The organism is Candidatus Nitrosocosmicus sp. T, from assembly GCF_054408485.1.
In genome coordinates, this window is sequence record NZ_CP166992.1 from 807,175 (window position 1) to 829,314 (window position 22,140).

General features: G+C 33.2%; 19 protein-coding genes and 1 pseudogene. 16 read left to right on the forward strand and 4 right to left on the reverse strand.

Annotated features, from left to right (window positions below):
• Window positions 1-8 precede the first annotated feature (8 nt).
• From AB0A59_RS04240 to AB0A59_RS04250, 3 genes are all read right to left on the reverse strand, one after another.
• Window positions 9-1,292 (reverse strand): alpha/beta hydrolase family protein, encoded by a 1,284-nt coding sequence (locus AB0A59_RS04240; RefSeq protein ID WP_458746765.1) that lies wholly within the window; start codon window positions 1,290-1,292, stop codon window positions 9-11.
• Window positions 1,293-1,785: 493 nt separating this feature from the next.
• Window positions 1,786-2,037 (reverse strand): YjbQ family protein, encoded by a 252-nt coding sequence (locus tag AB0A59_RS04245; RefSeq protein WP_458746767.1) that lies wholly within the window; start codon window positions 2,035-2,037, stop codon window positions 1,786-1,788.
• A gap of 1 nt (window position 2,038) precedes the next feature.
• Complete coding sequence (locus tag AB0A59_RS04250; RefSeq protein WP_458746769.1) at window positions 2,039-2,230, reverse strand: YjbQ family protein; 192 nt, start codon at window positions 2,228-2,230, stop codon at window positions 2,039-2,041.
• A gap of 325 nt (window positions 2,231-2,555) precedes the next feature.
• Between AB0A59_RS04250 and AB0A59_RS04255 the strand changes: the two genes are divergently transcribed.
• From AB0A59_RS04255 to AB0A59_RS04265, 3 genes and pseudogenes are all read left to right on the forward strand, one after another.
• The gene (locus tag AB0A59_RS04255) at window positions 2,556-4,343 is read left to right on the forward strand and encodes a Vgb family protein (protein WP_458746770.1); all 1,788 of its coding nucleotides are present in this window, start codon (window positions 2,556-2,558) and stop codon (window positions 4,341-4,343) included.
• A gap of 255 nt (window positions 4,344-4,598) precedes the next feature.
• Complete coding sequence (locus AB0A59_RS04260; protein WP_458746772.1) at window positions 4,599-5,858, forward strand: MBL fold metallo-hydrolase; 1,260 nt, start codon at window positions 4,599-4,601, stop codon at window positions 5,856-5,858.
• 298 nt (window positions 5,859-6,156) lie between these two features.
• A pseudogene (locus AB0A59_RS04265) lies at window positions 6,157-6,327 on the forward strand (hypothetical protein); the annotation flags it as partial.
• A 494-nt stretch (window positions 6,328-6,821) separates the two neighbouring features.
• On the opposite strand, the gene AB0A59_RS04270 reads toward AB0A59_RS04265, so the two are convergent.
• The gene (locus AB0A59_RS04270) at window positions 6,822-7,148 is read right to left on the reverse strand and encodes a hypothetical protein (protein ID WP_458746774.1); all 327 of its coding nucleotides are present in this window, start codon (window positions 7,146-7,148) and stop codon (window positions 6,822-6,824) included.
• Between the two features lie 482 nt (window positions 7,149-7,630).
• Here AB0A59_RS04270 and AB0A59_RS04275 point away from each other — a divergent pair, with 482 nt between their 5' ends.
• The 13 genes from AB0A59_RS04275 to AB0A59_RS04335 all read left to right on the forward strand — a co-directional run bounded on the left by AB0A59_RS04275 (window position 7,631) and on the right by AB0A59_RS04335 (window position 21,705).
• Window positions 7,631-8,077, forward strand: a complete 447-nt coding sequence (locus tag AB0A59_RS04275) for a hypothetical protein (protein WP_458746776.1) — start codon at window positions 7,631-7,633, stop codon at window positions 8,075-8,077.
• A gap of 398 nt (window positions 8,078-8,475) precedes the next feature.
• Window positions 8,476-8,979, forward strand: a complete 504-nt coding sequence (locus tag AB0A59_RS04280) for a Dps family protein (RefSeq protein ID WP_458746777.1) — start codon at window positions 8,476-8,478, stop codon at window positions 8,977-8,979.
• A gap of 321 nt (window positions 8,980-9,300) precedes the next feature.
• Window positions 9,301-9,699: a response regulator gene (locus AB0A59_RS04285; protein WP_458746779.1), complete on the forward strand. Its 399-nt coding sequence runs from the start codon at window positions 9,301-9,303 to the stop codon at window positions 9,697-9,699.
• 371 nt (window positions 9,700-10,070) lie between these two features.
• Window positions 10,071-10,208: a hypothetical protein gene (locus AB0A59_RS04290; protein ID WP_458746781.1), complete on the forward strand. Its 138-nt coding sequence runs from the start codon at window positions 10,071-10,073 to the stop codon at window positions 10,206-10,208.
• A 146-nt stretch (window positions 10,209-10,354) separates the two neighbouring features.
• Window positions 10,355-10,519, forward strand: a complete 165-nt coding sequence (locus AB0A59_RS04295; protein WP_458746783.1) for a hypothetical protein — start codon at window positions 10,355-10,357, stop codon at window positions 10,517-10,519.
• Between the two features lie 246 nt (window positions 10,520-10,765).
• The gene (locus tag AB0A59_RS04300; protein ID WP_458746785.1) at window positions 10,766-11,383 is read left to right on the forward strand and encodes a DNA-3-methyladenine glycosylase family protein; all 618 of its coding nucleotides are present in this window, start codon (window positions 10,766-10,768) and stop codon (window positions 11,381-11,383) included.
• Between the two features lie 506 nt (window positions 11,384-11,889).
• Entirely contained in the window at window positions 11,890-12,090 is a 201-nt protein-coding gene (locus AB0A59_RS04305) for a hypothetical protein (RefSeq protein WP_458746787.1), read from the forward strand.
• A 221-nt stretch (window positions 12,091-12,311) separates the two neighbouring features.
• Window positions 12,312-13,103 (forward strand): AN1-type zinc finger domain-containing protein, encoded by a 792-nt coding sequence (locus tag AB0A59_RS04310; protein ID WP_458746789.1) that lies wholly within the window; start codon window positions 12,312-12,314, stop codon window positions 13,101-13,103.
• A 483-nt stretch (window positions 13,104-13,586) separates the two neighbouring features.
• Window positions 13,587-14,285, forward strand: a complete 699-nt coding sequence (locus tag AB0A59_RS04315; protein ID WP_458746791.1) for a hypothetical protein — start codon at window positions 13,587-13,589, stop codon at window positions 14,283-14,285.
• A 160-nt stretch (window positions 14,286-14,445) separates the two neighbouring features.
• Window positions 14,446-15,423 (forward strand): magnesium transporter CorA family protein, encoded by a 978-nt coding sequence (locus tag AB0A59_RS04320; RefSeq protein WP_458746792.1) that lies wholly within the window; start codon window positions 14,446-14,448, stop codon window positions 15,421-15,423.
• A gap of 1,575 nt (window positions 15,424-16,998) precedes the next feature.
• Window positions 16,999-18,429, forward strand: coding sequence for an MFS transporter (locus tag AB0A59_RS04325; RefSeq protein ID WP_458746793.1), 1,431 nt, complete (start codon window positions 16,999-17,001; stop codon window positions 18,427-18,429).
• A gap of 304 nt (window positions 18,430-18,733) precedes the next feature.
• Window positions 18,734-19,108, forward strand: coding sequence for a hypothetical protein (locus AB0A59_RS04330; RefSeq protein WP_458746795.1), 375 nt, complete (start codon window positions 18,734-18,736; stop codon window positions 19,106-19,108).
• Window positions 19,109-20,223: 1,115 nt separating this feature from the next.
• The gene (locus tag AB0A59_RS04335; RefSeq protein ID WP_458746797.1) at window positions 20,224-21,705 is read left to right on the forward strand and encodes a hypothetical protein; all 1,482 of its coding nucleotides are present in this window, start codon (window positions 20,224-20,226) and stop codon (window positions 21,703-21,705) included.
• The last annotated feature ends 435 nt before the right edge of the window (window positions 21,706-22,140 follow it).

The window sequence follows — 22,140 nt, forward strand, 5'->3', positions numbered from 1 at the left end:
TTACGCTTTCAAGGGGGCAGTAATTTTTTGTCAAGTATATCATCTAGCCAATCAAATATCCTCTGATTAGTGATAGCGGGTACACCACACTGACAATGCTCCTCTCCTCCTTCTTCTTGGGTAAATACTATGTACTTCTTTGATGAAGGCCCTAACGATGTCAGGCCTTCATAGACTTTCTTTGGTTGGCCCGGAAATGAATCGTCTTTCTCACCCTCTAAGACAAGAGTAGGACATTTAATAAGACTTAAAATATCTTTAGTTGAATATTTTTTAGCACCGGTAATTAATTCGTAAGGTGAATTTGTTCCAGTAGTCCACATTCCATGTTTTATATTGAATTTTACATTCGGATCCGACTTCATCAAATCCGAGAATGTCGCATTAACAAGTTGCGAATTGCCTGCTTCAATTGCAACCAGAAGTGATTTTGGCAGACCTGATTTAATTGCGTCGTATCCATCATAGACCCCGTCATAGAGAACACATGCCGATATCCTCGGTTCAAATGCAGCGGCCCTTGCAGCCAAATATCCTCCCATGCTGATTCCCATTAATACCACCCGCTCTAAATCTATATTGAATTCCTTCCTTTTTATTGTAATAAAGTCGAATACAGGCGTTACCACCTTTTCCCAATCATATCTAAAAGGTATTTTCTGTTTACGAATCACTTCTCCCTGTCCTGGACCTTCAAAAGTCAAACAATTATACCCTCTTTCTAATGCGGGTGCAGCGGCATAAGAATATAGTTCTTCCAATATAGAATCAAACCCTCCATGAACTATAAGTGTCGGAAAATTATTACTGCTTGGGATATCTAATTTTCTATTGCGATTATCACTATGTACTCGATTAGTATCACCATCATCTATACATCCCATATTCTTAAATGCGGCATTTTGTTCTTCTATATGATAATAGTAACCCGGTAAAATTGTTCCTTCATAAGGGATTTCCACAGCTTCAACTTTAAATGGAAACGTCGATATCGCATTTCTAAAACATTCTTTACTAAGTTCTATTGACGCATGAAATCGTGGATCAGCTGGCTCAATTAGCAAAAACCCCGCTGTACGATAGTAATTGGATGCGCGCAAAAAAGCCTCGTTTGCGCTTTTCAAATGACCTTCTGATATACAAACCTGGGCATAGTAATGTATCCTCTTTGCTGTCTTTATCCATTCATCGTACCAACTCTCAAAATCACATTCTTTAATACGATATGCTGTAGCGAGGCATTCTCCAATGTCTGCTCCTTTATAGTAGGTTTCAGCAATAGTTCTTAACAATAATGCAGAAAATGTTGAATCATTAAAAATCAGTTTCAATGGTAAGTTAAATCAATGGATCCATGCAGATAAGTATTGTGATTAGTACGTAACTGATAAAAAAGAACTGTATAAGACGATTCTATTTGATGCTGTTACTATGTACTTATCAGAATATTTCTTCTGTTTTCTTTTGAATTACCCGTGGTCGCTATTTTAACAATTTTAACAGGTAAGACTGCTCCAAATCTTTAATTTATCCCATACAAAAGAATTCAGGGCTTGTAAAAGTCAATTGTATTGTTTAAAATCCATATACCGTTGAATATATAGCAAGTAATTACAAGTAATCTTAATATTTTCTTTGCAACTCGATAAAATTATGCCTGGCAAAACCAAAGTAATATAAGATTACTGATGCTCAAAAAAATAAATTATAGATCATTTTTTTTAGGAAGCCATGCCAGAATTACTTTTCGGATTAGTATCAAAAACTTAATTTTAGCTTAAATATTCATATCGCTGAATCCGATACAATTAGATCTGATTTGAGAGCATCAAGCATGATTTTGCATTCTCTCGGTCTTTTGTCTATCTCTAAAAATACTATTTGTTGCCATAACCCTAAATCCAGATGGCCATTTTTAAATGGAATTGTTATACTAGGGCTACTTAGTGAAGCGCGAACATGAGAATGTTCATTTCTATTATGCCATGTATTGTCATGTTCATATTGTATGTTGTTCGGTGTTATCCTAGAAAGCATATTAGGAAGAGTATTTGAGCCCAGATTCATATTCTATGGTGGTAATTGCAGAAGTTGATCCAACCACAAAAACTGTTGCAATTCCATTTTTTAGTTTGCTTTTAGCTATAACTCTCGCAGTGTCTTCTGAAATATTGACAATATCATTTTCATCATTAATGTTAATTTTAATAGTTATATCTAATACTTTCATACCAGACTTTGGTACGCCTTTTTATTTTCTTTTTGTTTTAGTTGGAATCAACTGATAGAATGAATATAATAAATATTTATGGAACACTATTATCTGCCTATTACCAGACTGTTACAATTCATATGGCTTTGGACATCTAGAACGCATAAAATCCAATTCTAGGAGGATGGGGATTATTCCTTCTTACATCTAAAACGTATCTATCAGATTTCATTTATGGTAGCACTGGTGCATTATCAGAGTCATATGCTTGCAATTAGCGGCGCTTATGCTGATTGCAAAGGCTACAGGAATGATTATTAACTGTCAGAATTACTCATTCATTGTGAAACTTTTTGAAAATAATGTATATTCAAAGATCCCTGTAGTTACCATTATGATAATTTTTTGTATTTCAGTTATTTTTTCAAATCACCCTTATTCATTCTTTGATAACTCAATGTTCGTTTATGCAACTACTAATCCTTCTACTACGAATTCTGTTGGAAAAGTTATTGCACCTGCTCTTAACAATAACTCATTTTCCAATTCTAGTAACTTAAATACAGAAATAATCAAAACCATGTCTGATAAGGACCGGCCATTACTTTGTGGAAATAATGTAACAAATTCCAATTCCTATGTTCATGAATTTATTACACCGATTTTGTGTAGTCAACCTGTTGGATTAACAGTGGATCAAGAAAATAATATTTGGATAGCATCTGGAAAGTCAGGTACACTTTTGGTATTTAATACTAAAACACTACAGTTTGATAAAACCATAAAAATACCAAACTGGCTTGAACAAACAAGAAGCATAGGTTCTATGATATGGGATTTAAAACTTGATAATAATGGCGACCTCTGGTTTACTGATGAGCTTAGTAATTCCATTTGGAAGTATTTTGTCAAGGAAGGAAAGTTTGAAAATTATAGATTATTAGGGGAAGGTGGATACCCTCTATCAATAGCCTTTGATTCTGATGGTAACGTATGGTTTACCCAAGTTTTTGGCAATAGACTTGGATTTTTTGAACCTTCCAAGGTGATAAATAACACCACAGAAGGTATTTCAGAATTAGATATGTCAAGACAAATCGAATTCCAGACTATGGGACCTATTTCTAATGGTTTTGGATTCACCAATGACGATACAAATAGCAGTACTACTAACCCTACCAACGCAAATGATACATTGTGGTTTTCAACTGCTATCTTTCCTGTAGGAGGGCATATTATTAAATACGATATAACAGCAGGGTCTCTAACTATTCACGATGTGACCTATACTCATAGTGTTCCATTCAGTATTGCAGAAGATGAAAATGGTACTCTTTGGACTAATAGCCATATTGCAAATCTTTTCTTTTCGTTAAATCCAACTACAGGCGAAATAAAGCAATATGCAACCTCCAACCCCTCTACTTCTGGCAATTTAACCACTTTGCCATATTATAATGAATATAGAGATGGAAAGGTATGGTTCAATGAGCACTATGGAAACGCCATAGCATCATATGATCCTAAAAATAAAACTCTAGTCGAGTATTATATTCCATCACAAAATCCGTTATGGGTTAATTCTTCAAATCCCCTTAGATTCATATTTGATAATAATGGATCAATATGGTTTACAGAATGGACTGAAAATAAACTAGGTGTAATAACAAAAGATAGACTAGATAATATTCCAATTGCTATTGGAGTATCTAAGAATAACATAACTTTGGATAGGGAAGGTAATAGAGGAGATATGTTAGATATTTACGTTTATAATACTTTATCAAGTAACCATTCAATATCAACAAGTCCATTAATCAATGCAAGTGAATTATATTCTGATATTAGTAACAACGATACAAAATTGAATGAGTCTATGAATATAAGTATGGCTGCAACATCTTCAATATCTAAAAATGGTAAACTTGATAATCTTACGGCACAGTTTAGTCCTACATCTCTAATCGTCAGTGAACCCAAATTATCCAATACGAGTTCATCGCCACAAACTACCTCATTTAAAATTGAACCAACCAAAGAGGCGATTCCCGGAAACTATACATTGACAATTAGTGCGAAATACAATGATGATTTGACAGTCTCAAAAATAATTGATATGTTCATAAAATAGTAAAATAAGTTCATGTTAAAAATATGAGTAATCTACTCTAATGGAATGGATGGCTTTAATCTCATTCATTTTTTCAAGCTTGCTAACGTGCATATACTGATGATCGAGTAACTGACTTTGACTATCCAGGCGAACTTGTTTTGGACTGATAAGAAATAAATGATAAATGATTTACTTATTTTTCAATATATCATATCCAATATCAATTTATGATTTATAAATCTCAGTTTACAATTTATGAATATGATTAGACCAATGACAAGTTACAATGGTATTGATGATGACAAGAATAGTTTAGTTATTAAACCAACAGAGTTAAAGAAAAAGATGGATGAGGGCGAAGACATTTTTATTTTGGATGTCAGAAGTAAACAGGAACATGATTTGTGGACTATCTCATACGACAACTATCCAGATTCACTTGTCATCCCAGTAGATACATTAGCTTCTATAGATTCTCTAAAACAGATTCCAAAGAATAAAGAAGTTATTACATTTTGTGCTCACGGCCAAAGGTCTTCTATGGCAGCAAAAACACTTGCTTCCTTAGGATATAATGTTAGGACTGTTGAAGGAGGTATGACTGGATGGAGTAAACTGTACGATGTTGCTCCAATAGATATCGAATCAAATATTACATTGAAAATTTGGCAAATAAGACGAATATCAAAAGGGTGTATGAGCTATGTTATTGCATCGACAAAAGAGAAAAAAGCAATAATTATTGATGCTACATGCGAGATTGACACCGTTATCAATAATCTGCTTCAAGAAAATGGATTTATAGTTAGTAAAGTACTTGACACTCATATGCATGCAGATCATCTATCAGGTTCAGTCAAAGTTGCTATAAAGTATGGATCAGAGATAGCAGTCAGTTCATTTGAAAGCTACATCACGCAACAGTTATCACGTGAAAAGGAACCAAAATATAGATTAATCACAGCGGGAGAAAAATTTGAGATAGGAGATGGATTCTACTTAGAAGCGATTCATACCCCTGGGCATACAGATGGCAGCATGAGTTACTTATTGAAAATACATAATGTTGCTCAAAAAGAAGATATAGGCAAACAAGAAAATAGTGGTGATAATTTTGACAAAAATGATGGCAATTCAAATTACTATCTTTTTACAGGTGATACCATTTTTGTAAATGGGGTGGGAAGGCCAGATCTTCATAATAAATCAGAGGATTATACCAATAAACTTTACCATACTTACCATGACGTGATATTTAATCTACCTGACAAAACAATTATACTCCCTGCACATTACAGCTCCGCTTTTGAACATAAAAAACCCATTCTTGATTCATTGGGAGCTATCAAACAAAGACTGACTACTATAATTGATTCTAAAATTAAATTCATAGATTTCGTAACTTCAAACATACCGCCTCATCCAATGAATTACGAAAAAATAGTCTATCTAAATAAGAACTTGATCTCCTGCGATAGGGTCGATCAAGTGGATCTTGAATCTGGTCCAAATTCTTGTGGTATCAAGGCATAATGATTTGTCCCTATGCGTGTAGATTAATGAAAATCCTGGTATCACCTTGACAGTTGTAACACAACCCAAGATGTGAAGGCATGCCAAAACTAATGGTTAATAAAGCACCGGATATCTTGAGTAAAAGGATTATGTATTCTATGTGTGTCAATAAATGAGTTCTTGAGAAAAGTTCTTCGAAAATTGTCTGAAAGATTTAATGATCCTGAAGCTAGAGCACATCTTATTTTGACTTTTATGATAATTACCTAATGATACATGGTTTCCCTCAAAATTTACCACGAACAAAGAGGGATTTAAACAATTTATCTCTTTTCTTTGGAACGCCATTACTGATTTTAGAATCATATTTGATGAGACTATTACCGAGGAATTTAAGGTAGCTTGTCGATTTACTTTGCTTGGGATTCACAGGGATAAGTTTCTGAGGATGCCTCCAACCAATAAGATTTTTAGAGAAGTGGTATGACCATCTTTTACTTTCAGGATATTAAATACGTTCAGTGTTGAATCTGGTAGATATGATTTCTTTATTAGAACAATTAAAGCCGTAGTCACATCTGCTAGATTCATATCATTTTATTAGGAGTATCCATATGAAAGGTAAACAGAGTGTTGATGCTATTGAATCCTCTACTTCATTCCTTCTAGCCAAAAATTAACAATAGTAATATTCAAAATGTAATTCTATACAATGGTAACATACTTTCTTTAGGATGGAAATTCATTTAATTTTCGGATCTTTGGTAGATAAAGATCTGATCATAAAGCTCTAACGGGTAGTCGGTTTATACCACCCGATCTCAATTTAGTCGATTTTATTAATCTTATCTTACTAGATAATACTCCTAAAAATGCAGGATTAAATGGGAATAGTAAAAGAGAAGTTGCACTTATACTAAGGTGTCCTGTGGGTGCCCGTACCATTAATCATTAGTTGTTTGACCATTTTCTATGACGGTATTAAACATACTTTTGCATTTTAATGATAATAATTCTTGAAATTGCTATTCCTCTATAACCGGATGAAAGTTCATAAATAACAGGTTTAAATTTTCTTGACAAAAAATACTCAAGAAATGAAACAACTGCCTTTCCATGCATATCGGCTGTAAAAATTATTATAATTTCTGGTCTTAATTCGTTAACAATCTTTAGTAGTTCGTCTATACAATAGGATTTTAAATTTATTTTTTCCCACCTATAATGATTACTTAAAACTAGGTATTTTTCAGTGTCACCTTGATTTGGATTGGTACTTTCAGAAATAATAGTAATTTCGTCATTCATTTACTGGCACATCGTCTATACATACATTTTTATCTCAAGTGCAATTTGTTATAAAAATTATTATATGTGTCTAATTTATCGGTATATATCGATATCTTAAATAATTGTGGACTAGTCGGATTTACTAGTCATAGCATCTAATTGATCGAGCAAAGTGTCAACTATCTCTAGTTTCGAACCTGCTTGCACAATGTTCCCATCATTTAGTGCATCTTTGGCATCGTTTACATGCTACTGCACCCTCATCCAAACATACAGATGGATAAAACGTATGACTTGCAATTACATTCTGGGGTCTATGTGTTAATTAGTTCATTTTCAATTAGAAATCCATAATATATTCATAGAAGACGAAAATTATCGATGTCATGCTGACTTTACTTGAAACTATTATAACGGAAAATTATTTGATTATCTAATTATGGTACTTAAAATGTTATAAGCAATGAACTCCCGAAAATCTAAAGGGAGTTGAGATATGAATGAGCTTTTCTGATATTGAAAAAGCAGGAAAACTGGCAGAACAAGTAGCTTTGCAAATTCAAAATTCCAATGGCAATCTTAGAACAGTTTATTATAAACTTGAAGAAATTCTGATAAATTATAGGAAAAATAAGGTAGACGTAGATTTAATCATGCCTGCTATTTATGAAGTCGATTTTGAATTTAATAAGACGAATCCTGATGGTAGATCTGTATGGATTGCATATGCAGATGCGTTACACGAAGAGTTATGTGATTCAACAGGCAGTCTTCACAAGAAGGTGACATCTGGAAACGATCTAAATGGTGCATCCTTAGTTAATCATATTATGGATCAGTTGAATTTACCACCGAGTTCGGCTCTTTTGATAAGTCCCATAGCTGCAAGTATATTGGGATTAGGAGTAACAGCGTTTTGCAAACACGAAAATAAGAAATGTAACTAATGAACATATCAAAGTTGCATAACTCAGTCTCGATCAAATACAAAAATAAAGCAGAGTACATTAAAGAACATTTATTGATCAATTTAACTCATGTTTTGATGTTAAGAAATATGCCGTCATATGTTACCATTCTGATAAAAGAAGAAAAGAGAACTGGTAATTATTCTAGATCAATAGTGTTTTTAAAAATCTCTGTATCTTTAATAAAACTATATTTAAAATCGTCTATAGTAATTACATTAGTACAGCCTCGGTCATAAAACTTTCAGCATAATTAAATTATTTAGTCAACGGTTTGGCAGTGAGTAGGGTTTTAACTACTGCCTTTCTGCAATGACTAACCGCGAGGTGAAAAAATTCGTATTAGGTTTAATAACTTTCTTCCATATTGTTAATTCATGCTAGAAAAGCAAACCACTGAAATGAAAGAGAATATAGATATAGGCATTGAAGCAGAAAACAGAAAAGAGGTTGTAGGTATTCTTAATATTTTGTTAGCCGACGAATACTTGCTATTTACAAAAACGCGTAATTACCATTGGAATGTAGTTGGCAAGGATTTCAAAGAGCGACATGAATTTTTTCAAGAACAATATGAAAAATTAGATGGAATGATTGACGAAATTGCTGAAAGAACAAGGCAATTAGGTGGAGCCACAGTTGCAACGATGAATGAGTTTATGCAGATTACCAATTTGAAGGAAAATCCTGGGGAATATCCGTCTGATTTAAAAATGATCTCTAATTTATTAACGGATCATGAGAGCACTATAAAATATCTACGAAAAAGTGCAGATAAATGCGACGAGGAATATAATGATATGGGGACCAATGATTTTCTGATAGGTTTAATGGAAATTCATGAAAAAATGGCCTGGATGTTGAGAACGCATCTAGACTAATAATTATATCTGAGGCCATTTGACTACAATCTCAAGGTCTCAGCTGCGCTATTTATGATTTAATGAGTTATGGTATAGTTCGACAACCTTTCTGGGACGAGGAAGCTTCCTTTTTGGATGAACATGACTGAACTAGCAATATATCTTTTAACCCTTGGACAGAAAGGACCAAGATTGTGGAACCCATCTATAATTAATTACATGAAATGTAAATTGAGGTTTAAAAGGGAACTTGAATATGTAATTACTACTACTACCTTCATAGTGATATCTGAATATTTTACAGTTAAAATTTAATAGTTAGAAAGGTAACTTAGGATTATGAAATCTTCTAATTCAAATGCCAAGAAAAGGAAAGTGGTAATGATTTGTGAAGATGAAAAGGAATTACTTGATCTTTATTCCAGAGTGTTAGAATTGAGATATGATGTCATAAAAGTTTGTTCAGGAGCAGAATGTATACGTGAATATCTTGAGAATAAAGCGAATGGATCTCCAATTGATCTCCTTTTCTTGGATTATAAATTAGGTGATATGTTGGGCGATGATGTTGCCAAGAAGATTAAGAAAATGAATGGAATAAAGATAATCCTAATTTCAGCATATAATTTGGATGAGCCAATTAAAAATGAACTCTTAGAAAATAAATATATTGAAAAATTTTTACAAAAACCTATCCGAATGAGACAGATAATTCAAGTTGCGGCAGATTCAATCTGACATGATTTAAAAAATTCTTTTTCTAGATGGTAATATAGTAATTCATGTGATAGGGCCAGAAAAAGTTGGATATATTACTACTCCTCTTGTTTTTTTATTTACTATGAATAAATATTGAACCAAGAAAGATTGCAAATGGGGACTAACTATGGTTGGTTAGAATTTCTTCAATATTGTGAGTATAAAGTATCTGTTATAATTGTTTATGATTGATCATTTACTCACTTTTGTCGGTTTTATTGGTACGTGTCTTGCGTTATCTAGCACATTGATTCAGAAAATGAAAATAGTCAAACTAAAAAATAGATGTCGTTCGATTTGATTCATTCTTATCTTGATTATTGGTCTCATGGTAATGAATGACTTATGGAATGGGAAAAGAACTTATTGTTTTGATCTCGAGGAATTCTGCAGCTATGGGATTGAATATTTGTCTGTTAGCTTGCAAATCAAAATTTTCTGATAAACCATTAAGAGAAGATAATGATTATTTCTATCGACTTGGATAACTGGTTGAGTTGAAAAGATTCATTTTCTAAAACAATTGACCAGTTACTTAAATGATATTATTTTAGGCGTTGCTAAAGCATCATCCACAGAACTTGTGGAAAATAACTGATATTTTACTATTAGAATTCTCTGCATAAACAAGAATATGAACTATTTTAAGTATTATTCTCCAAATATCTTCATGAAGGGACGATGCGAAGAGTGTGGATTAGAAAACGTTGAAGTAATGAAGATATCAAAAGAAGGATCAAATGAAAAGGCCACTTTGTGTAATCAGTGTAGACCTGCTGATGGTGCTTATGCATATTAAGTTTCCACTTGGCGCTATGCATGACCAGGATCTATCACCGTTGGGTTTAGTAAGATGATTGAATACAACAATCATGAACAAAACAGACTGATGGCGATTAACTTAAGGCCAGAATAATACATGTAAATCTTCTCACTAGCAGAAAATAATCAAAAAGCATGAATATATTTAACCCTAGTTTAAGGGATATTGTTAGATATCAAAGAAAATCTTAAAACATGATCAAAACTATTTTATGTGTAGAATATGGGCGATCCGGATCCACTAGAATTACTTTCAAAACAGGACATGCGACTCGGGAAATTAATTAAATCTATCGGAAATTTTTCAATTCAGATCCACGATAATCTCTTTGAATCATTACTAAAATCTATAGTCTATCAGCAACTTGCCGGCAGTGCTGCAAATGCGATATATTCAAGATTTCTACTATATTATGATAATGCTATACCATCTCCCGAACAGATAATTTCAACTCCTGACACTGTTTTGAGATTTAGAATAGGACTATCATTCAAAAAGATAGAATATATTAAGAATTTGGCAACAAAGATCGCTTCCGGTGAATTAAATATCCATTATTTACCCAAACTTCAAGACGAAGAAATCATAACTGAATTAGTTAAAGTAAAAGGCATTGGTAGATGGACTGCTGAGATGTTTCTTATCTTCAGCCTGAATCGCGCAGATGTAATTCCATTGGACGATTTAGGGGTAAAAAAGGCAATTCAAAAATTATATAATTTATCAGACCTACCTACTCCCGCGTACATGCTAGAAGTATCGTCTAAATGGAAACCTTATAGGAGTATAGCTACTTGGTATTTGTGGAAATCATTATCTAGATTTGATTCTATTGGTTAGCTTTCCAGTAAATCCTTTATCATGTAGTCGAGTTACCTCATCTAATTTTAGAAATAGTGTTTTCCCCCTTAATCCCGATCTTCCTGTCTAAAATGTTTGGCCCCATAAACAATATACTTTTGTTTTGTGATCTAACAAACCTTATCTCGGTTAAGGAATATGAATCTGGGTATTTTGATAATCTGTATAATTTTATGGTCACACTTCCAGATTTCGTCAAAAGCATGCATTGTGAACCTCCTTCATTCTGAGATATCTTTCTAATTTTACATTAATTTGTTTTGATAAGTTCCTATGATATTTGATAAATAATACGCAAAGCCTATTTAGCGATGGGTAAATGAAATCAGGCATGAATACTTAAGCTTGTCAAAAGCTAATATTATTTAGTTACTACAATATAGGGATAACTTATAATACTCATGAGAGAACATACCTAATATTTTTACCAATAACTAGATTTTTTTAATAGGTGTTAAATACTTTGTTAAAAATATAAATTGGAAATGCTTAAACTATATTTACTCTTGATATCTACGCTTTTGGCATCCTCAACCCTTTTTGCAATACCAATAATTCCATCCATGCAGGCACAAGCTCCAACATCTGATCTACCAATGACTATAATCAATGAAACGAACTCTTCCAATAATACTGCAGAAGATGTCACAAATACTTATAACATGTCACAAATACGTTCTCAGTAAGATACTGCAAATCTCTATATTCTGAATTTTACTGTAATTTTGAAGTTAATTTGATATAAATGAATCTGCTATAGTAAGATATGAGGATTTGGACTCTCAAATATCTAGGGAAATGAACTAGAATTGCCATCATTTCTAAATAATAATGCTATTCTATTATCTACGATCACTGAGTGTTCGATCACTATTTCATGCTTATTGGAATCCATTAATCCATTACTATGACTACGGAAAGAAAAAAAAATCCTATCCAGTGCTATACTTGTGGATTGGTGGCTAGCTTACCTTTTAGATGTAATTACTGTAAAGAATACTTTTGCAGTGATCATAGAAATCCTTTACATCATTCATGCCCTTTTTTAAATTTCTATAATAAGCGGATACAAGGTACCCTCTTTAACGATAAACCAGATAGCAAATCCAATCTATCAGGATTACGAAACATAGGTAATATATTGAACATAAAGACGTCAAAAACCGAACTCATTCATCTTTCAGTAGCTACTGCACTTGTAATTTGTGTAGGTCTTTCATTGAATAATTATAGATACTTCTCTTGGCAATTCCTTGCAATTTTTACAAGTGCTTTTCTAGTACACGAATTGGCTCATAAGTTTTTGGCCCAATATTATGGTAGCTGGTCAGAATTCAGAGCTGAGATATATGGTCTTATTCTAACGGCAATCTCTGCTCTTCCTATAATGCCCTTCAAGTTCATCGCTCCTGGAGCAGTGATGGTCAGGATTTATGACCGATCTAAATTTGGTAGGGTGGCTCTCATAGGGCCGCTTACAAACTTGGCAATGGGTTTTTCATTTTTGATTTTAGCTTTGACTTACGACTCCTCTAACCCTTACTTCACGGTTGGTGCGTCGTTTAATGGCTGGATCTCCATGTTTAATCTTATACCCATGGGTATCTTAGATGGCCAAAAGATTTTTGATTGGAACAAATTAGTATGGGGCGCTGCTATGGCAGCTGCTATGGCACTTTTTATTATTGGATATCTATAGAAAATGCTCTAACCCATAATTTGAAAGTTATCCTTCTTATATGAACATCGAATTGCAAACTAATATCTAATTATGATTACTAGAATTTTTAACAAATCTCAAAAAGTGAAAACCAGCTATCATATCCAAAAAATAAATTAAATGAAAAACCTAACATTTGCAAAGGATTCCGTCGGAAAACAACATTTATTTTTAAACTTTCTAAATATCGATTAAGTAGATGAAAGAATATTTAGAGGAAAAGGTTATAAAGTACATAGTTTTCGTCAAATGCGATTAAATAATAAATAAAGTTTCAATTCTTTTTGGATTAATTTAATTTAGAGTGAATATAAACGTTTTAAGTAATAGGTTCCATTCAACTAAGACTATAGTATTCCACTACTTTCTTAATTAACCGGACGCTGTCATTCTGCATTACTATCCGTGACATTAATTCTTTAAATTGCAAATTCTTAATAGCAATATCGATGATGTAGTTCTATGACAAACAGCCAATTTCTTTCAATTTTATTTGTCTCGATGATGGCAACACTATTGGTGAGTGCTTATACAATTTCGAGTGTAAATATTAACTCTTATGCAACTTCGTCTCTTGGTCAGTCGATCCAACAAAATCAACAAGACCTGCAATCGGCTATCAATAGTCAGGTCCAACAATCGATTACCGATACTATTAACAACATAAACAATAGTAATAATTCAAGTATTAGCAACATGACTAGTAATCCAACACAAAATATTACCGATTCTACCATAGATTTGATAAAAGGAGGTATTACGAGCTTACAGAATGATCCACTAGATAACAGCACTACTTGGATAGTAGGCGGTGTATATAGGATGGAAAATCTTAGTTCGGAATCTCCAACATTTAACGGATCATTTTATATGGTAAAAACAGATGGTAATTCTTCTCATTCACATGAAATCTATGATTTATCCTTGAACAACCCACCAACTGACAGCGCTATAAGTAATGTTATACATCTTAATGGTACCACAACTGTGACCTTGAGAGACGAACCAATACATAATGTACCAACAAGCATTACCTTGTTAGGTGACAGTGCCATTAGTATTTTGTTGGATCCATTTAGGGTTAATAATCATTTTGGAGATTCCCCTATCTACGGTACTCAGCAATTAAAATGTGTGGATTCACCTGCATATTGTAAATGAGATTAATAGTCGGAATAACTCACCATGATATTAGGCTGCACATTACACATGAACAGGATCTTTGCCTAATTCATACTTATTTTTTCTTGTAATATCGTGACCTATAATGTGTTTTTCCATTACATTATATACTCAATCGACTATTGTATATTGATTTGAATTGGATTTTCCTGATTATGTTGACGGTTTGGAAACAATCACTAATCAAGATCTGTTATGGGTTTACTTAGAAAGGCCCACAAGAGAAAAAATGGATATAATATCCAAAAAATTTCCTATTCATGAGTTGAATATCGAAGATTGTTTGTCAAAGAATCAACTCCCAAAAATTGATAGGTATGACGACCATATCTTTGTTATACTTCAATTTCCAAATTCTCTGAAAGAAAGAGCTGCTCCAAGCTTTACCCAACTCTCTTTGTTTATAGGTAAGGATTATCTAATTTCAATTACTCAGGGTGATCTCCATCCGTTAACTGAACTATTTAGAAATTGTAAAATCAGCGATCAGAACAGCAGGAGTAATCTCATGGGTGGATCTCCAGGATACCTATTGCATTCCATTTTAGATGCTCTGGTTGACAATCTACTTCACATATTGATGAAAATTATTGGAAACTTAGACGACATAGAAGATGAAGTATTTGATGATAAAGTGGCAAATGCTAAAGAAATATCTATCCTCCGGAGGGAAATTACTACACTTCGCAGGATAGTCCTGCCCCTAAAACGAATCATGTTAGAAATTACATCTAGAGATGTCAAGAGATTTTCGGGTAGCGCAGAGGAAGAAGATCTGATTGATTATTTTGACGACATTAATGATCATATATCGAAGGTACTAGAAGCCCTTGACGAGTCAAAAGAAACAATTGAAATTTACAAAGATACAGATAATATGTTGAATTCAGAAAAAGCAAATAAAATTCTAAGCTTTCTAACAATATTGTTCACACTATCAATTCCAATTACCGTAGCAGGAACTTTCTATGGTATGAACATTGTTATTCCAGGCAGTGTCAATGAGGGGGAAAAAATTATAGATTACTTTCCACTTATTTTGACTGCGACACTTTCGTCATTGTCCGCAGGAGTTATGGTATATTACTTTAGAAAACTAGGCTGGATCAATTCGTAGAATCGTCTGAGAGGGATGTCACCATTTCTTTATTCTCTATATTAAACTTACATAAGTAAATCATTTCTCTAGAAGGAATGTGGGATCGAGATGGAGGGGAAGAGATCTTTGCTTGCCTATTCCATTATTTGTTGAATTCCTGTCGATACTTTCACCATTTCCATTATATGAACGGTCATTATAATAGTAGTCATATTTTTAGTGCCTGTTAAAAAACTAGTGGAAATTATCTGGTTAATTTTTCATGACAGAGTGCAAAAACATTCAATTGCATTCATGCTCAGCTCGTAAGAAAAATAAGTAAGCAAGATCAAATTGCAAATATTGTATCATTAGTATTTCTCATTAGGGTAAAATGAAAAGTGCTTTATCTATACCGCAATATGTAAAATGGTAAAGTAATAAACTATATACCATTCGTTAATACGATCTGAATTGATTTCTTAAGATACTATTATTGGTATCTTTCAATACTTGGCATTCCTTGCTTATAATAGATTGTAAAGTTTTGACCTTGAGAATAAGGACAATTTTCGATCGACCTGAGTATACCGTCCAGTGCTTAGACTATGCAAGTACCATTCTGTTTTATCTTTACTACGACGTTCTCCTGAATACTTGGGCTAAAAAGCTGCTGTAGAGATCCACCCATTAAGATAAAAACCAAAACTACTCCTACAATTATGAATAAAACTGCCAACATTTTTGGTGAAAGATCTAAATCGATTTTCTAATACAGGTACACTAGAATTCAACCTTATTATTATACTATGTTTTCATTTTTTATTGATGTATAACCGGATCCTCGAATGCATTTGATATCTTTATATGGTTATGATATCGCAATATATCATTTGACCGGGCCTGTAGTCCTAGGGTGCACACAGTATGAAGTGAAAACATCTACATTTATACTAACTTATTTTTAGAGGTATAGTTGTTAATTTTATTTAAAATTAATGTTTACCAGCTTATTAATCCTTCATGCATTACCTCTATGTTTACTTTGAGCCTAAATACGATATGAATTCTACAAAATGAGTTCTTAGGTGACAAGTCAGCAATCTAGTTCATTTGTCAAAGTTTCAAATCCATCATAATAATAAATAAAATGTAAATTGGTCGGTATTAAATAAGATAAAATTCTTCTTTTTAAAATGAATTGAAATTTCGTACTGCTTAAAGTTATTAGGATTATGATGAAAAAGCTCTTATTAAAACTATACTTAATCTTGCACAAATTAACGATCCATTCTTAGATATTTGTAACGGACCGATGTCTGGGTTACTTCTCATTAATGATCTTCAAATTAATGCAGTTGTAATGGAATATACGTTCTGAACATGACAATTATGATCATAATTTTTAAAAATTCAAACCTTCTGTTAATATCTCATTCTTTTAAGAGGCTTACAATTCTTTGAGTATTAAGCGTAGCTGATGCAATAAATATATTGCTTTAGGTTAAATGGTAATTATTATTATGTCCACATCTATAATATCAATAAAATAATGAGATTCATAAGCCTGTCCAAAGAACTGAGATTATCTCAAGTAAGGATCGGTTTCAATTTATGAATAAAAAGAATTCCGGGAAAGATGCATGGATTACACTCATGATCCTTAGCTCTCTTGCACTAATAACTATGTATGGCGAAACTATGCTTATTCCTGCTATCCCATATCTGATAGATGATTTCGGGATATCCTATAATACGTCATCTTGGATATTAACAGCTTATCTAATTGCTGGCGCAGTAATGACTCCAATCATAGGTAAACTTTCTGATATTTATGGGAAAAAAAAGATATTGGTGATTGTAATCGTGGTATATTCTGTGGGCACTTTGCTTGGAGGATTATCTAATGATATCTTTATGATGATGATTTCCAGGATAATCCAAGGCGCTGGTCTAGCTATGTTTCCTGTTGCTTTTGCAATTATCAGAGAGAAATTTCCAAATGAAAAACTTGCAATTGGTCAAGGAATTTTTACTTCAGTTTTTTCAGCGGGTGCCGTAGTTGGCCTTGGATTGGGAGCAACTATTGTTGAATATTTTAGCTGGCATATGACTTTTCTCTCAATAGTTCCTCTAATGATAATATTATTAATTGTAGTAATTAGATGGGTTAGAATTGATTCGGAAGAACTCGTCTCAAGAATACGAGGGATTATAGATATAAGCGGAACTCTGGTATTGGTAGGTATAGTTTCAACTTTCCTTATGGGTCTGACGTTATTACCGAATTCTATTTCTGGTCCGAATAACAATCTATTGGTAATAATTTTAGGTCTGTTTATAACTTCCATAGCCTTGTTACCCGTGTTCATTCTCACACAGAGAAGGGCACAATCCCCAATTATTGATCTCAACTTGTTGAAGGATACTGTTCTTTTGCCTACTAATATATTGATAATGAACATCGGTATTGCTTTATTTATAATATATCAAACTTTGCCAATCTTGATACAGAGTCCTACTCCGCTTGGATTCGGTGGTGGTCCCTTAGCCACTGCAAGTGTTCAACTTCCATTCATGATTTTGTCATTTGTAATTTCAGTTATATCTGGATTCTTAATATCTAAAATAGGTAACATAAAACCAACTTTAGCAGGAGGTATTATAAGTACTTTCGGATTCTTTCTGCTTTTTGTTTTTCATCCAACTACATTTGTGATATCTTTAGAACTTTGTATTATTGCAATAGGATTAGCTTTAGCAGAAATAGGTGCTTTTAATATATCATTGATATCTGCTCCTGTAAACCAGACTGGTACATCCTTAGGAATCACCATGCTAGTATTCTTGATTGGTATGTCATTAGGCCCTGCCATTGCTGGTATCTATTTAGAGATCTTTAAATCCGCCGTCGATAATACAAATGAATCTTATCCCACCCGTATCGCTTATGACTCGATCTTTGTAACTGCCGTATTTATTTCAATATTATCTGTGGGACTCACGCTGTTGATAACTAAGAGACTGTTATGTAAGGCAATATAGTCTTAGGTTTGTAACCATGCATGATCCAACTATTTGTAGGATTGAAAATTCTATCATAGTAGCAGTCCTCTCCTAAATATCATAATGATCTTAATTAACGAAATAAGAAGATAATATCTAAATATAAATTAGAATTCAGTCACTCTACTATCCTACAATACTTAAATTGAGGTATATGTTGAATATGTTATAAGTAATTTGATGCTGCTATTATTGATGAAAAATCAATTAGATCTGAATTGTAAAATATCCATAGAAATAATTAGAACGTATATAAATTCCTAAAACAACTTGAAATTAACTCTTGAAAAGAGAACTAGATGACACTTTTAAAGCATATATTGTACAACTAATTATTGATAAAAAAACAGAGCAGGCACTAGAGAGTTTAAGTAGATTTTATGAGATCAAACCGCCCCAAATCGTTGTTGGTACAATCAAAGGAAAGAGAAAGACAGTGTACGCAGTATATGTCCAAAGAGAAAGTAAAATTTATTGCATAAATTCTGATATTTTTTACAATCCCTTCATAATCATGCACGAATTCTATCATCATCTGCGAACCACAGCAGGAATCCATAAAGGATCAGAAAAACATGCTAACATGTATGCTAGAGACTTTGTCGATTCTTATAAAATTATTATGAATGGGATGATGGCGAAAACTAAGGATATATAGCATAAAGACATTTGTATTCGCCTTTGAAATATTGATCAGGAACATCAAACAAACCTATCTAACATTAGTAAATTGTTCTTATTGTTATTTGTTTGATCATCGGGTCATCTTCACAGTACTCTTTCTAGGATCCTTATTGTTTTAACTGATTAGGCCAATTCGAAAACTCAGAAATATCGAATGCAATTGACCCTAGTAAGTGAAAATGTCTTCATCTTTTATGTACTATATTTCCTCAAAGCAGCTCCCATCATATGGATCCTTAAAATATAATGTAGATATTCTTACACCTTAAATTATTTTACATAGTCTAGTAATTTATTGCACAAATCTCTACCATTATATATAATTTATTCCCTTTAACACACTAACATTTAGGACAAAGATAGTATTGATCAATTGCATCGAATCATAACAGATGTGTTGATAACAACGTGTAATCTAAAGACTATATTTTGTTGATTGTTATTAAAGTTGCTTTATACTTTGATGAATTTTTGTCAACTCTTAGTTTCGTATATTTGACCGACATTGGTTTACAATGACCCTTTGTTAAGTTCGATTCTAGATATTTTGGAATAATGGAAATTGATAACAAGTTATTCGATTTTGGAAACGCACCATCTAAGAAGATAAGTTTTACTCGAGAAAAGATCCGTATACCCATTTGATAGGGAAAATTTCATAAGGGGGGCAAAATCGAAATCATTCCAAAATTATTCATCTAATAATGATAGAACACAATACAATATTAACCTCTCGTAAAATTATGTTCAAATCTGGTGCGATGGTAATGTTCTGTTATTTGAATCTAATTCATGTTATACTTGTAAAAAGGATAGGTGCTATCTTTCTCTTATTATTTAGTAGTAATGTCGGATTACAATGAATGTACTTATCATATAAATCAATTCATTTACTCTGTTTTAGTCTAATTATTCTTTGATTAATCTAGTTAAAGCGTGATAAATGATAAAGATATCATAACTATATAAGCTTCGAGCCATCGAATTGCTGTTCACTCTTCGTATCTTTCTTACTAAAAAAGATATTGTACATTTTTTCAAGTAATGAGTTATCAAACTCCTTTATTATATAATGCTATTACTACTTGAATGATAAGGATTTTATCAGTAAATATGCTATTAATATTCTTAGTACTGATTTTTACGGCACCAACTGCACAAATGATTTTTTATCAAAATGTTGAAGCTCAAGGATCAAATACTTACAGAAGTAGTAGCTCAAATTTTGATATCAATAGCATATTTAATAACCTTCAAAATAATATTATAAATCCATCAGACGGATTGAATTCCGAAAATGTTGAAGCTCAAGGATCAAATACTTACAGAAGTAGTAGCTCAAATTTTGATATCAATAGCATATTTAATAACCTTCAAAATAGTTTTACCGATCCACTAGGACAGGTGGACATAATTTTTCCCCCTGAAAGTACAGAGTCTATGGTACCTGTAAATCAACCTAGCTCCACAGAGTCTATGGTACCTGTAAATCAACCTAGCTCCACAGAGTCTATGGTACCTGTAAATCAACCTAGCTCCACAGAGTCTATGGTACCTGTAAATCAACCTAGCTCCACAGAGTCTATGGTACCTGTAAATCAACCTAGCTCCACAGAGTCTATGGTACCTGTAAATCAACCTAGCTCCACAGAGTCTATGGTACCTGTAAATCAACCTAGCTCCACAGAGTCTATGGTACCTGTAAATCAACCTAGCTCCACAGAGTCTATGGTACCTGTAAATCAACCTAGCTCCACAGAGTCTATGGTACCTGTAAATCAACCTAGCTCCACAGAGTCTATGGTACCTGTAAATCAACCTAGCTCCACAGACAAACCATCTACCACAGACAAACCATCTACCACAGACAAACCATCTACCACAGACAAACCATCTACCACAGACAAACCATCTACCACAGACAAACCATCTACCACAGACAAACCATCTACCACAGACAAACCATCTACCACAGACAAACCATCTACCACAGACAAACCATCTACCACAGACACAACAGACTCTATAGCACCTCAAAGCGATAAATCAGAAGAAGAATCAAGCTCCACAGACAAACCATCTACCACAGACACAACAGACACAACAGACACAACAGACACAACAGACTCTATAGCACCTCAAAGCGATAAATCAGAAGAAGAATCAAGCTCCACAGACAAACCATCTACCACAGACACAACAGACACAACAGACACAACAGACACAACAGACTCTATAGCACCTCAAAGCGATAAATCAGAAGAAGAATCAAGCTCCACAGACAAACCATCTACCACAGACACAACAGACACAACAGACACAACAGACACAACAGACTCTATAGCACCTCAAAGCGATAAATCAGAAGAAGAATCAAGCTCCACAGACAAACCATCTACCACAGACACAACAGACACAACAGACACAACAGACTCTATAGCACCTCAAAGCGATAAATCAGAAGAAGAATCAAGCTCCACAGACAAACCATCTAATGCAGCCGGTAAAAAACCTGTAGAATTTACAAAGATAATATCTCCAACCAATACTAATCCTTCAATTGAAGGCTAAAACTTGGAGTCAAAGACCTATGATAACTTGGAGTTAACATTTTTTTCTTCCATATACCAATGGATCCTGCAACGAAAATAAAGTTAAGATTAGTATATCTAATTCACTTTGTAAAAGCATTGAACTTTAATACAATCTTCTGAAATGAGCTAGCCGTCGCTTCCTGCCGATCTCTAATAACGATCCTATTCCATTTTCCTTAAGGTCCTGTCGAGTTAATCTGCACTTGCATCTTCTAGTATGTCATTGTCGAACTTGACAGTTGCAGGTAAAAATTGGGATTTCAACTATTGATATGATCTTAGATATATTTGTTAAATTAAATGATGCCATATTTGGAATAGATCTGTAATGATGAAAATGGCTCCTAGATTAGTATTTAATTAAACCTTTGGGATTCAAGAATACGCCTAAAAAGGATAAAGGGGATTAGTG